Raw genomic sequence first — 13,452 nt, forward strand, 5'->3', positions numbered from 1 at the left:
CGGGTGGGCCGGGAGCGGGAGGGGCCGCCCCCTTGCCCGCCCGTCCCGCCCCCGGGGGGCGGCCCCGCCGCCCAAGGGGGCTAGGGGGAAGGGGAGGGGGGCGGTGGAAAGGGGCGGGGCGGCGGAAGGGAGGCGGCATCGCCGCCGGGACTATGGCTGCCCGGAGGGCATGCCATCAGGGGCGCGGGGAACTGCGCGACCAGCCACGACGCACCCGCACAGGACAGAGACCACCACACACCCGCACGGAACCGCCCCCCGCACCCCCGCCCCCGGCGGGAAATGCGGGGGACAGATCCACATCCCCCGCGTTAGCCTCCCCGCATGGCCAGGTACTTCTACTTTCTGTGATTCCCCCCGCGGAAGCGGCCGGGGTCGAAGGGGCTGAGCCCCTCCCCCCGCCGCCACCCCCGCGTGCCCTGAGAAGGGATCGCAGTCCGAAGCAGACAGACCCACGCCACCCCCAGGGGAACCCCCATGCCCGCCCAGCTCTCCCTCCACGCCGTCTCCAAGTCCTTCGGCGACCGCACCGTCCTCGACCGCGTCGACCTCTCCCTCCGCCCCGGCGAGAAGGCCGGTGTCGTCGGCGAGAACGGCTCCGGCAAGTCCACCCTCCTCCGCCTGATCGCAGGCGAGACCACCCCCGACGACGGCGAGCTCACCGTCACCTTCCCCGGCGGCGTCGGCCACCTCGCCCAGACCCTCGCCCTCCCCGACCACCTCACCGTCCAGGACGCCGTGGACGCCGCCCTCGCCGAGCTGCGCGCCCTCGAAGCCGCACTCCGCGCGGCGGAGGCGAACCTCACCGACGCCACCCTGGACGCCTACGGCGACCTCCTCGCCGCCTACCAGGACCGCGGCGGCTACGAGGCCGACGCCCGCGTCGACTCCGCCCTGCACCACCTCGGCCTCGCCGCCGTCACCCGCGACCGGGTCCTCGGCTCCCTCTCCGGCGGCGAGCAGTCCCGCCTCGCCCTGGCCTGCGTCCTGGCCGCCGACCCCGAACTCCTCCTCCTCGACGAGCCGACGAACCACCTCGACCGGCACGCCACCGCCTGGCTGGAGGACCGGCTGCGCACCCACCGCGGCACCGTCGTCGCGGTGACGCACGACCGTGCCTTCCTGGAGCGGGTCACCGACACCGTCTGGGAGGTGGACCGCGACCTGGCCACCGTCACCCGGTACGGCGACGGCTGGCAGGGCTACCGCACCGCGAAGGCCGCCGCCCGGGCCCGCTGGGCGCAGCAGCACCAGGAGTGGGTCGACGAACTGGCCCACACCCAGGCCCTGGTGGAGGCCTCGGGCCAGCGCCTCGCCGCCACCGGCAAGGACCCCGGCCAGGGCTTCGGCAAGCACCGCAGGTCCAGCGAGGCCAAGCTGTCCGGCCGGGTGCGCGCCGCCCGCCAGCGCCTGGAGACGCTGCGCGCCCACCCCGTACCGGCCCCTCCCGTTCCGCTGTCGTTTCACGTGAAACTGCGCACCACGGAGGAACGGCCCTCCGTACTGGCCGAGTTGAGGGACATCCGTGTCGCCGACCGTCTGCACCTCCCCGAGCTGACCCTCAAGTCCGGCGAACGCCTCCTGGTCTCGGGCCCGAACGGCGCGGGCAAGTCCACCCTCCTGCGCGTGCTCGCCGGGGACCTCGCGCCGGACGCGGGGACGGTCGTACGCCCCCACCACCTCGGGCACCTGCGCCAGGAGCCGGACCGCTCCGACGACCGGCGTCCTCTCCTCGCCGCCTTCGCCGCCGGGCGGCCCGGATTTCCCGAGGAGTACGAGGAGGAACTGCTCGCCCTCGGACTGTTCCGGCCCGCCGACCTGCCGGTCGCCGTGGACGCGCTGTCCGTCGGGCAGCGGCGGCGGCTGGAGCTGGCCCGGCTGGTGACGCGCCCCGCCGACCTCCTCGTCCTGGACGAGCCGACGAACCACATCTCGCTCGCCCTCGTGGAGGAACTGGAGGAGGCCCTGGCGGACTACCCGGGCGCGGTGGTCGTCGTCTCGCACGACCGGCGCTTCCGGAGCGGATTCGCGGGTGCGGAACTGGAGTTGTCACAAGGACGGGTGATGGCCACGGGGTGAGGGGGCGGTGAGGGACGTGTGTCTCGGATGCGTACCGGTGTTCGTCCGCAGGGTTGAAAACGCCCTCCGGGCGGGATGATCAACACACTTGCGACGCCCGAACGCACGTCCACTACCGATGACGGGGGACCCCCATGCCACTCCTCACCCGCAGCATGGCCGCCGCCCTGGCCGCCGCCGCACTTCTCGCCGGTGCGGCGACGGCGTGCACCGCCGCCTCCCCCAAGGCGCCGCCGCTCGACCTGAAGGCCACCACTCCCCCGCCGAAGCCCGCCGCGGAGCAGGCCGCGAACCCGTCCGGGACGGGTCTGGAAAAGCAGGCCCGCGACCTGCTCGGCAACCCCGACGACCCGTTCGAGGAGGACGACCCGGACGACGTCGGCGGGACGTTCCACTCGGCCGGATCACTCGCGATACCCGGCATGAACAGGGACGAGACCGTCAAGCGCGGACTGCACCTGACCGTGCAGGTGGCCTGCGCCGGAAAGGGCGTCGTCACCTTCGAGGCCGTCTCGGGCAAGGCCAGGACCATCAAGCGCGTGGACTGCGCGGGGCCGCAGCCGACCAGCCACCTGGAACTCACCACCGCCGCGGGCGTCTTGGAGGTCTCGGCCGACTCCCCGGCGGGCGATCGGGTGGGCACCGCCTATGTCGTACGACAGACCAAGTGACCGCTCCCGACCGTTCCAGTCCGCTATGCGAACGCACCTGACCGGAACCCGCCCTTGACGCTGACACGAACTCTCACTGAACATCAGGCACGCACAGCGCACGCGTCACCGCTCAACTGCCGTACCAGACCCACCTGTTCGGCCAGTTCTCGTACGTTTCCGTCCCGTCCCCGTTCGGAATCCGGAGCCCCCACATGACGCTCTCCGCCTTCAGCAGATCCGGCAGTCTCCGCGTCGCGGCCGTGTCCGCGCTCGCCGTCACCGGACTGCTCGCCACCACCGCAGGTGCCACCGCAGCGGCGCCCGCTCCTGCCCGTGCGACGGCAGCGGCGGCCGCCGCGCCCGACATCCCGCTCGCCAACGTCAAGGCACACCTCACCCAGCTCTCCCAGATCGCCGCCGCCAACGGCGGCAACCGCGCGCACGGCCGCGCCGGTTACAAGGCGTCCATCGACTACGTGAAGGCCAAGCTGGACGCGGCCGGGTTCACCACCTCGCTCCAGACCTTCACCGCCAGCGGCGCCACCGGCTACAACCTGATCGCCGACTGGCCGGGCGGCGACCCCAACAAGGTCCTGATGGCCGGCGCGCACCTGGACTCGGTGACCGCCGGGGCCGGGATCAACGACAACGGGTCGGGCTCCGCCGCCGTCCTGGAGTCCGCGCTCGCCGTCTCGCGCGCCCAGCTCAAGCCCGACAAGCACCTGCGGTTCGGCTGGTGGGGCGCGGAGGAGCTGGGGCTGCTCGGCTCGAAGGCGTACGTCAACAGCCTCCCGGCAGCCGAGCGCGCGAAGTTCGCGGGCTACCTCAACTTCGACATGATCGGCTCGCCGAACCCGGGCTACTTCGTCTACGACGACGACCCGACCATCGAGAAGACCTTCAAGGACTACTACGCGGGCCTCGGCATCCCCACCGAGATCGAGACCGAGGGCGACGGCCGCAGCGACCACGCCCCGTTCAAGAACGTCGGCATCCCGGTCGGCGGCCTCTTCTCCGGCGCGGACTACCGCAAGACGGCCGCGCAGGCGCAGAAGTGGGGCGGCACCTCCGGCGTCGCCTTCGACCGCTGCTACCACGCCTCGTGCGACAGCCTGACGAACATCAACGACACCGCGCTGGACCGCAACAGCGACGCGATCGCGTACGCGCTGTGGACGCTGTCGGCCGGAAGCACCACGCCTCCGACCGGCACGGACTACGAGAACACCACCCCGCTGGCGATACCCGACGCCGGTGCGGCCGTGAACTCGTCGATCGCCGTCTCGGGCCGTACGGGCAATGCGCCCGCCGCGCTCAAGGTGTCGGTGAACATCACGCACACCTACCGCGGCGACGTCGTCCTCGACCTGGTCGCCCCGGACGGGACCGCGTACCGGCTGAAGAACTCCAGCAGCGACTCGGCGGACAACATCGTCGCGACGTACACGGTGAACGCCTCCAGCGAGGCGGCGAACGGGACGTGGAAGCTCCGCCTCCAGGACGTCGCGGCGCAGGACACCGGCACGCTGAACAGCTGGAAGCTCACCTTCTGAACCCCGTAGGCACCTTCCGGCACTGAAACCCTGCCGCCCCCGACGCGCGACCAACCCGCGTCGGGGGCGGCAGTCCAGCGTTTCGGCCGGTACGGCTACGGGCGGCAGTCCAGCGCTTTGGCCGGTACGGCTACGGGCGGCAGTCCAGCGTCCGCAGCACGTGGTCCACCAGCTCCGCCATCCGCTCGGCGGTGTGCGGCGGCTTGCGCAGCGCGTACCGGTAGTAGAGCGGCCCGTAGAGCAGCTCCACCGCCAGCTCCAGGTCGGCGCCCTCCGGCAGGCGGCCCTGGCGCTGGGCGCTCTTGAGGCGGTTCACGGCGGCGGTGAAGCGCGGAGTGATGAATTGTTCGTGAACAGCCTCGGTGAGCTCCGGGTCGTGGTGGAGCTCCGAGAGGATGCCGATGTACGCCGGTCCGAAGGGCGGCGTGGTCAGCAGATGGACCACTCCGGTCATCTGCGTGTAGAGGTCGGCGGCGAGGTGGCCGGTGTCCGGGAACGGCGCGTTCGAGTCGGTGCCCTGACCCAGAGCTTCCAACAGGACAAAGCCCTTTGAGGGCCACCAGCGGTAGATCGTCTTCTTGCTGACACCGGCCCGCGCGGCGATCGCCTCCACGGTGACCCCGGCGTACCCCTTCTCCGAGCACAGCTCGATGGCTGCCGCGAGGATCGCCTTCCGGGACCGCTCGCTGCGCCGTTGGGGGTTGGGAGGCGTCGCGCTCACGCGGCGAGTTTAACGGGACGACGATACGTAGCGTATTGACAGCGGAAGGACAGCCTCCAACAATGGCGATCCGAGGGGGAACGGTCCGTGTCGTGTCGAGCCGCATCGGGGGACGGCTCGGTACGGCACAGGCTCAGGGCCGGTCCCGTGCGCCGGAGGGGAACGTGCGGGCCCGGCCCGCACCCCCTCCGGCCCTCCTCCAGGACAAACGCGGCGTTTCAGGCCGTGCTGCCCCAGGCCGCGTGCTGCCTCAGGCCGTGCTGCCCCGGGCCGCGTGCCGCCTCAGGCCGTGATGTCCCTGGCCGAGAAGCGCGCCCAGGCCGCCGAGCCGAACACGGCCGCGTACACGCCCTGCATCCCGAGGTTCTTCCACAGCTCGTCCCAGTAGACGGGCTCGCGCAGCAGGTCCGCGAAGGACAGCCAGTAGTGCGGGAAGAGGTAGGGGCCGAGCGCGTCGAGCTGCGGGATCGTGTCCAGGATCTGCACGGTGATCAGCAGTCCGACGGTGGTCGCCATGGCCGCGATGCCGCTGCTGGTCAGCGTCGAGACGAACAGCCCGACGGCCGCGAACCCGATGAGTGAGGCGGCGACGGCCACCGCGACCGCCAGCGCCCGCAGCAGCCCCTCCCCGAAGCCGATCGGCACCCCGGAGATCGTCATCACCTCGCCGACCGGGAACAGCAGGGCCCCCACCGCCAGCGCGGACGCCGCCACCACCAGGGTCGCGACCAGGCAGAACACCAGCGTGGTCGCGTACTTGGCGAGCAGCAGCCGGGTCCTTCCGGCGGGCGCGACCAGCAGATAGCGCAGGGTCCCGGAGTGGGCCTCCCCGGCGATCGCGTCGCCCGCGACGACCCCGACGGCCATCGGCAGGAACACCGGCAGCGTGGCCGCGAGCGCGGCGAAGACCAGGAACAGCCCGTTCTGGGTGACCTGCGAGAAGAAGGCGGGTCCGCCGCCCCCGCCGCCGCCCTCCGGGGAGCCGCCGGACTCCACCTTCATCGCGATGCCGATCAGTACGGGTACGCCCGCGAGCACCGCCAGCAGCGCGAGGGTGCGCCAGCGCCGGAAGGTCACCCGCAGCTCGGACCGCAGCAGCCCGAACGTCCACAGCGGGCTCACGGCCCTCCCGGCGTCCTCGACCCGCGACGCCTCCTCAACCCGCGACATCGAATCCCTCCCCGGTCAGCGCGACGAACGCGTCCTCCAGCGAGGCCCGTTCGACCCCGAACCCGGTGACCCGCACCCCGGCGTGCACCAGCGCGGCGTTCAGCTCCGCGAGCCCCGGCCCGTCGGCCCCCGGAGGGCTGCCGGTGACCCGCCCCTCCCCCGCCTCCACGTCCGTCACCCCGTGCTCCTTGAGCACCCGCGCCGCCTCGCCGGGATCGGGCGTGGCCACCACCAGCCGCCCGCGCGCCCCCGCCGCGAGCTCGGCGACCGGCCCCTGCACGAGCAGCCGCCCCTTCGCCATCACGGCGGCATGCGTGCACACCTGCTCGATCTCGTCGAGCAGGTGCGAGGACAGGAACACGGTGGTGCCGTCGGCCGCCAGCTCCCTGACCAGGGTGCGGATCTCCCGCATCCCCTGCGGGTCGAGGCCGTTGGTCGGCTCGTCCAGAACGAGCAGGTCACGGGGTTGCAGCAGGGCCGCCGCCAGGCCGAGCCGCTGCTTCATGCCCAGCGAGTACGCCCGTGCCTTCTTGCCGGCGGCGGGGGTCAGCCCGACCCGGTCCAGGGCCGCCGCGACCCGCGCCGTGCGGGTGCGCGGGTCGGCGGTGGGGTCGGCGGAGTCGTACCGCCGGAGGTTGTCGCGGCCGGACAGGAACCCGTACAACGCGGGCCCCTCGATGAGTGCTCCGACCTTCGGCAGTACGGTCCTGGCGGCGCCCGGCATGGGCCGCCCGAGCAGCCGGGCGGTCCCGGAGGACGGTTCGATCAGCCCCATCAGCATGCGGATGGTGGTGGTCTTCCCCGAGCCGTTGGGCCCGAGGAACCCGAAGACGCTCCCGGCCGGGACGGTCAGGTCCAGCCCGTCCACGGCCAGTTGACCGCCCCGGAAGCGCTTGGTGAGCCCCCGGGTCTCGATCACCCACGCGTCGTCGGGCGCACCCGCCGCTCTTTCCGCCGCCGAACCGTCCCCCATCCGACCCCAACTCCCCTCACATCATGCCTACTTGGCCTCGTTGGCCGCCTTCAGCAGCGCGTCCTTGGTGACCGCGCCGACGAACACCCGGCCGTCGTCCGTCATCAGGGCGTTGACCAGGCGGGTCGAGAAGATGCGGCCCTCGCCGAACTTCCCGGAGACCTTGTCGCCCAGCGAGTCCATCAGGCCCTGTGCCTGCGGCGGCAGCTGGTCCTTGCCGTTGCCGGCGGCGGGCTTGGCGCTCTTGGTGCCGAGCTGCGCGACCGAGGTCCAGCCCTCGCCGATGACCTTGACGTCCTGGCCGGGGCCGCCCTTGCCGAACTCCTTGCCCAGGCCGAAGTCCGGGGCGCCCTTCTTGTCGTTCTTCGGGGCGTCGAGCTTGTCGGCCTCGGTGACCTTCGCACCCTTGGGCGGGGTGAAGGCAAAGGTGCTCGCGTCGGGCTTGGCGAAGTCGACCTTGGTGAAGCCCGCCTCGACGACCGGCTTGCCGCCGTCGCTGGAGAGCAGCGAGAACTTCAGCGGCGTCCCCGTCTTGGCGTCCACCGCGACCCGGATGTCCCGGACCGTGGAGCCGGACTGCTTGGGCTTGACGCTCAGCTGGTAGGCGTCGCGGCCCGCGACCTGCGCGGTGCCGTCGACGGTGACGGCCGTGTTCTTCCCGGCCATCTTCAGTGCCTGCTCGGCGAACTCCTTGGGCGTGGTCGGCGCGCCCTCGGGCAGCTTCTGCCGCTTGCCGGGCTTACCGGCATCCTTGGGGGTCTTCGCGTGGAACGCCTCGTTGGAGGCGCTGTCGTACGCCCAGACCTCGGTGCCGTTGTGGATCAGGCTGTACTCGGCGGCGTCCTCCAGGACCGAGACCTTCTGCCGGTCCGGGCCGTCGAGGGCGACGCGCAGCGTGTGCGTGCCGGAGACCAGCTTGGTCAGCTGGGCCTGCGGGTCGGCGCCGGAGCCCTTGCCCTTGGCGCCCTCGGCGCCGCCGAGGCTCTTGGCGATCCCGTCGAGGTTGGGCAGGCCGAGATCCGTGGTGATCTTGACGTTGCCGGAGAGCTGCTGGGTGTCGGAGGCGGCGATCTTCTCGATCAGTTCCTGGGCGGTGAGCTGGGGCAGGTCGGGGTCGCCCGCGTTGGCGAGTGCCGGGACGAGCCCGATGGTCGCCGCCGCGACGCCCGCCACCGCGACCGGCACGACGTACCGCGCGGCCTTGCGGCGGCGCACCCCGCCGGTGCCCTCGGTGGTGCCCTGTGCCGTGTCGTTCGGTGCCGTGTCCTTCGGTGCCATGGTGTGCTCTACCTCCGTGGTTGGCTGCCGTCCCACCATCAGACCAAATCACCACCGGCGATACGTCAACCCCCGGCATCAACCTCGCCTACTCCCACGGGATGACGGAAGCCACCCGTTCCTCCCCCGCCAGAGGGGCAGCAGAAACAAGTGGCTCCTACAGCTACCGGGGCACCCAGGGGGCGACCGCCTGCTCAGCCGGCCCGGTGCACCACCGCGTCGCACAGCTCCGCCAGCGCCGACTTCGCGTAGCACTCCGGCAGCGGCGCCAGCGTCGCCCGGGCCTCCTCCGCGTACCGCACGGTGTCCCGCCTGGCCTGCTCCAGCGCCGGGTGGACGCGCAGCCTGCGCAGCACCTCGGCCAGCTCCGCGTCGCCCGACAGGTCCCCGTCGAGCAGCGCGCACAGCTCCACGTCCTCGGGGCGCCCGTGTGCCTCGGCCATGGCCCGCAGGTGCAGCACCGGCAGCGTGGGGATGCCCTCGCGCAGGTCGGTGCCGGGGGTCTTGCCGGACTCGTGGCTGTCGCTGGCGATGTCCAGGACGTCGTCGGCGAGCTGGAAGGCGGTGCCGAGCCGCTCCCCGTACTGGGTGAGGATGTCGACGACGCTGTCGTCGGCGCCCGCGATCATCGCCCCGAACCGGCAGGAGACGGCGACCAGCGAGCCGGTCTTGCCGGACATCACGTCGAGGTAGTGCTCGATCGGGTCGCGCCCGTCGCGCGGCCCCGCCGTCTCCAGGATCTGGCCGGTGACCAGGCGCTCGAACGCCTCGGCCTGGATGCGGACGGCCTCCGGGCCCAGGTCCGCAAGGATGTGCGAGGCGCGTGCGAAGAGGAAGTCCCCGGTGAGCACCGCGACCGAGTTGCCCCAGCGCGAGTTCGCGCTCGGCACTCCGCGCCGTACGTCCGCCTCGTCCATGACGTCGTCGTGGTACAGCGTCGCCAGGTGGGTCAGCTCCACCACCACGGCCGACGGCACGACACCCGGCGCGTAGGGATCGCCGAACTGGGAGGACAGCATCACAAGGAGCGGCCGGAAACGCTTGCCACCTGCGCGGACGAGGTGCTGCGCGGCTTCCGTGATGAACGGGACCTCGCTCTTGGTCGCATCGAGGAGCCCCTCCTCGACGGCTGCCAGTCCGGTCTGGACATCGGTCTCAAGAGCCTGGTCCCGCACGCTCAGTCCGAACGGCCCGACGACGGTCACGAGGGTTACTCCTGTCTGCTGACGATCAAACGGATTGTCGATCTGTCGCTGGCATCACTCAACAAGTCAGCCTATCCCGTCGACTTTCGATCACCGATGCCCCCGCCCTCTTCGCCGCCACCCGGCCGGGTCCCCCCGGGCACGGTCTGAAGCGCACCGGTATGTTCGTGGTGAGCTGATACGACCAGGAGTAAGCCCTTTGTCCCGTATAGAGCCCAACCCTCAGCCCGACGAGTCCCCCGAATCCGGTGTGACAACCGCATCCGGGGACTCCGCCCAGCCGCCGCCGGGCGACGACACCGCCTTCTTCGGCCAGCCGAAGGGTCTGATGACCCTGTCCGGGCTGGAGGTGTGGGAGCGGTTCTCGTTCCTGGGCATGCAGGCGATCCTCGTGCTCTACTTCGCGGCCACCGTCGCGAACGGCGGCATGGGCATGGACCCGGGCACCGCGGCCTCGCTGGGCGCGGCCTACGGCACCCTCGTCTACCTGGTGTCGGTGGCGGGCGGCTGGCTCGCCGACCGCATCCTCGGCTCGTTCCGCGCCGTCCTGTGGGGCGGCATCCTCATCGCGTGCGGCCACTACGCGATGGCCGTGCCCACCGACGCCTTCACCTGGGTGGGCCTCGGCCTGATCAGCGCCGGCACCGGCCTGCTCAAGCCGAACGTCGCCAACATGGTCGGCAAGCTCTACAGGACCGCCGACGAGCGCCGGGACGCCGGATTCGCCCTGTACTACATGGCGATCAACATCGGCGCCTTCCTCGGCCCCCTGATCACCAGCTGGCTCGCCGACCACCAGGGTTGGCACTGGGGCTTCTCGGCCGCCGCGCTCGGCATGACGCTGGGCCTCATCCAGTACGTCGCCGGACGCCGCCACCTCGCGGGCCGCAAGGACCGTGCGGAGTTCGCGCTGCCGCCGGAGAAGATGCGCAGCACCGTACGCATGATCGTGGCCGGGCTGGTCGTCGTGGCCGCCGTGTGCACGCTGCTGGCGCTGGTCGGCTGGCTGACGATGGCCCGCTTCGTGGACGTCCTCACGCTGATCTCGGTGATCGCGCCGGTCGTCTACTTCGTGGTGATGTTCCGCAGCCCCCGGGTGACGGCTGAGGAGAAGGGCAGGCTGCGGCCGTACGTCGTGCTCTTCCTGGCGTCCGTGGCGTTCAACTTCATCCTGTTCCAGGCGTACTCGACGATGATGCTGCTGGCGTCGACGAACACCCAGACGCACATCCTCGGCTTCGACTTCCCCGTCGGCTGGTACGCGTCCGCGCTGGGCGCCTTCGAGGTGCTGCTGGCCCCCGTGGTCGCCGCGCTGTGGGTGCGGATGGGCAAGCGCCAGCCGCACGCCTCCAACAAGATCGCCATCGGGGTGATCCTGGGCGGTCTGTCCTTCGTGCTGATGGCGCTGCCCACCTCCGGGCACTCCACGGACACGTACAAGATGGCCGCCTGGTGGATGGTCGGCTCGTACCTGCTGCTGGGGCTCGGCGACATCCTGCTCCAGACGTCCGGGATGTCCGCCACCACCAAGCTCGCGCCGAAGGCGTACAGCAGCCAGACCATGGCCCTGTGGTTCCTCTCCCTCGCGCTCGCCAACGGCATCCAGGCGCAGACCGTGAAGCTGTACGGCACGGTCTCCCACCCCGTGTACTTCGGCGTCAACGGCGCCATCGCGGTCGCCTGCGGCGTCGCGGTCATCGCCGCCGCCCCCTGGCTCAAGCGCACCATGCACCCCGTTCACTGAGGTGACCTCCTGATGCACATACGCACTGACTTCCCGTACGGCACGACCTGCGAGGACGTGACGATCCCGCTGGCCGACGGCACCCACCTGTACGCCCGGATCTGGCGTCCGGTGACGCAGGACCCCGTCCCGGCGATCCTCGAATACCTCCCCTACCGGCTCAGCGACTGGACCGCGCCGCGCGACTGGCAGCGCCACCCCTGGTACGCGGGCCACGGCTACGCCTCCGTACGCGTCGACGTGCGCGGCCACGGCAACAGCGAGGGCCTGCCGGGCGACGAGTACGACGCCCAGGAGCTCTCCGACGGCGTCGAGGTGGTGAACTGGCTGGCCGCCCAGCCCTGGTGCACCGGCAAGGTCGGCATGTTCGGCATCTCCTGGGGTGGCTTCAACTCGCTCCAGATCGCCGCGCTGGCCCCCGAGCCCCTGAAGGCGATCGTCACCGTCTGCTCCGCCGACGACCGCTACGACAACGACGTGCACTACATGGGCGGCTCACTGCTCGCCGTGGACATGCACGCCTGGGCGGCCACCATGCTCGCCTTCGTGTCCCGCCCGCCGGACCCGGCGCAGGTCGGGGACGTGTGGAAGGACAGGTGGCTGAAGCGCCTGGACTCCGTCGACCCCTTCATCCACACCTGGCTGGCGCACCAGACCCGGGACGACTACTGGAAGCACGGCAGCGTCTGCGAGGACTACTCCGCGATCGACGCGGCGGTCCTGGCCGTGGGCGGCTGGCACGACCCGTACCGCGACACGGTGCTGCGCCTGGTGGAACACCTCGACCCGTCCCGCGTACGAGGCCTGATCGGCCCGTGGTCGCACCAGTACCCGGACCGGGGCCTGCCGCCGGGCCCGGCGATCGGTTTCCTCCAGGAGACCCTGCGCTGGTGGGACCAGCACCTCAAGGGCGACGACACGGGCATCATGCGCGAGCCCCTCCTCCGCTCCTGGATCAGCGAGTCGCACCCGCCCGCCACGACGTACCCCGAGCTGCCCGGCCGCTGGGTCGGCGACACCTCCTGGCCCTCCCCCCTGGTCACTCCTGTCGCGTACGGTCTCCAGGGCCCGCCCGTGGTGGTCGACTCCCCCATGAACACCGGCCTCGACGCCGGACGCTTCTTCCCCTTCGGCAACGACTCCGACCTGCCGCCGGACCAGCGCGACGAGGACGCCAAGTCGGCCAGCTTCGACTTCCCCGTGACGGACGCCCCGATCGAGATCCTGGGTCGGGCCAGGGTGCGGCTGCGCCTGACGATGGACGTGCCGCAGGGCCAGGCGATCGCACGGGTCTGCGACGTGGCCCCCGACGGCTCGTCCACCCTGGTCACCCGGGGCGTCCTGAACCTCTCCGCCCGTCACGGCCGCGACCGCGCGGACGCCTGGCCGGTGGGCGCGACGGAGGACGTGACCTTCGAGCTCAACGGCATCGGCCACACCTTCCCGCCCGGCCACCGCATCCGGCTCTCGGTCTCCTCCGCGTACTGGCCGTGGATCTGGCCGCAGGCCGCCTCGGCGGGCTTCGTCCTGGACCCGGCGGGCTCCTCGCTGGAACTCCCGGTGCGCGAGACCGTCGAAAACGCCGAACACCCGGAGATCCGCTTCGAGGCCCCGGAACAGTCCCCTCCCCTTGACGTCGAGTTCCCCTCCGACCCGGACCAACGGCCGGAACGCCTGGTCGTACGGGACGTGGCCAAGGGCGAATGGAAGCTGGAGGTCGACCCGCGCTACGGCGGCACCCGGATCTACCCGGACGGCCTGGAGTTCACCGAGGACGCCCTGGAGACGTACACGATCAACGCGAAGGACCCCCTCTCGGCCCGCACCCGCTCCGACTGGACGATCCGCCTGCGCCGCCCGGAGATGGCCTGGGACACGGAGGTGGTGACCCGCTCCGAGATCACCTGCGACGCGACGGACTTCCTCACGTACAGCGAGGTGACCTGCAAGGACGGCGGCGAGGTCGTCTTCCACCGAGTCTGGGAACGCCGCATCCCCCGCACGGCAAGCTGACCTCGCACACCCCCGCGCCCCTTCAGGGGCGCGGGGCTGTACCGATCTGCGGCTCCGCCGCGC

General features: G+C 71.5%; 10 protein-coding genes. 5 read left to right on the top strand and 5 right to left on the bottom strand.

Annotation, left to right across the window (positions count from 1 at the left end):
- The first annotated feature begins 477 nt into the window (after window positions 1–477).
- From abc-f to ACIO3O_RS32375, 3 genes are all read left to right on the top strand, one after another.
- Entirely contained in the window at window positions 478–2,079 is a 1,602-nt protein-coding gene (gene abc-f / locus ACIO3O_RS32365; RefSeq protein ID WP_401752112.1) for a ribosomal protection-like ABC-F family protein, read from the top strand.
- Between the two features lie 134 nt (window positions 2,080–2,213).
- On the top strand, window positions 2,214–2,750 hold the full coding sequence (locus tag ACIO3O_RS32370) for a hypothetical protein (protein WP_401752113.1): 537 nt from the start codon (window positions 2,214–2,216) through the stop codon (window positions 2,748–2,750).
- A gap of 194 nt (window positions 2,751–2,944) precedes the next feature.
- Window positions 2,945–4,285: a M28 family metallopeptidase gene (locus ACIO3O_RS32375; protein ID WP_401752115.1), complete on the top strand. Its 1,341-nt coding sequence runs from the start codon at window positions 2,945–2,947 to the stop codon at window positions 4,283–4,285.
- Window positions 4,286–4,415: 130 nt separating this feature from the next.
- On the opposite strand, the gene ACIO3O_RS32380 is transcribed toward ACIO3O_RS32375, so the two are convergent.
- The 5 genes from ACIO3O_RS32380 to ACIO3O_RS32400 form a co-directional block, all read right to left on the bottom strand.
- Window positions 4,416–5,006, bottom strand: a complete 591-nt coding sequence (locus ACIO3O_RS32380) for a TetR/AcrR family transcriptional regulator (protein WP_401752117.1) — start codon at window positions 5,004–5,006, stop codon at window positions 4,416–4,418.
- 282 nt (window positions 5,007–5,288) lie between these two features.
- Window positions 5,289–6,176 carry an ABC transporter permease gene (locus tag ACIO3O_RS32385; RefSeq protein WP_401752119.1) on the bottom strand — a complete coding sequence of 296 codons (888 nt, stop codon included), beginning with the start codon at window positions 6,174–6,176 and terminating at the stop codon, window positions 5,289–5,291.
- Entirely contained in the window at window positions 6,163–7,149 is a 987-nt protein-coding gene (locus ACIO3O_RS32390; protein ID WP_401752121.1) for an ABC transporter ATP-binding protein, read from the bottom strand. Before ACIO3O_RS32390 ends, ACIO3O_RS32385 begins: the two co-directional genes overlap by 14 nt.
- A gap of 27 nt (window positions 7,150–7,176) precedes the next feature.
- Complete coding sequence (locus ACIO3O_RS32395; protein ID WP_401752123.1) at window positions 7,177–8,427, bottom strand: outer membrane lipoprotein carrier protein LolA; 1,251 nt, start codon at window positions 8,425–8,427, stop codon at window positions 7,177–7,179.
- A gap of 194 nt (window positions 8,428–8,621) precedes the next feature.
- Window positions 8,622–9,632, bottom strand: a complete 1,011-nt coding sequence (locus ACIO3O_RS32400) for a polyprenyl synthetase family protein (RefSeq protein ID WP_401752125.1) — start codon at window positions 9,630–9,632, stop codon at window positions 8,622–8,624.
- A gap of 250 nt (window positions 9,633–9,882) precedes the next feature.
- On the opposite strand from ACIO3O_RS32400, the gene ACIO3O_RS32405 reads away from it, so the two are divergent.
- Window positions 9,883–11,376 (top strand): peptide MFS transporter, encoded by a 1,494-nt coding sequence (locus ACIO3O_RS32405; RefSeq protein ID WP_401752126.1) that lies wholly within the window; start codon window positions 9,883–9,885, stop codon window positions 11,374–11,376.
- Window positions 11,377–11,388: 12 nt separating this feature from the next.
- Window positions 11,389–13,389, top strand: coding sequence for a CocE/NonD family hydrolase (locus ACIO3O_RS32410; RefSeq protein WP_401752128.1), 2,001 nt, complete (start codon window positions 11,389–11,391; stop codon window positions 13,387–13,389).
- The last annotated feature ends 63 nt before the right edge of the window (window positions 13,390–13,452 follow it).

Source organism: Streptomyces sp. NPDC087440 (assembly GCF_044744005.1).
Taxonomy (GTDB): Bacteria; Actinomycetota; Actinomycetes; order Streptomycetales; family Streptomycetaceae; genus Streptomyces.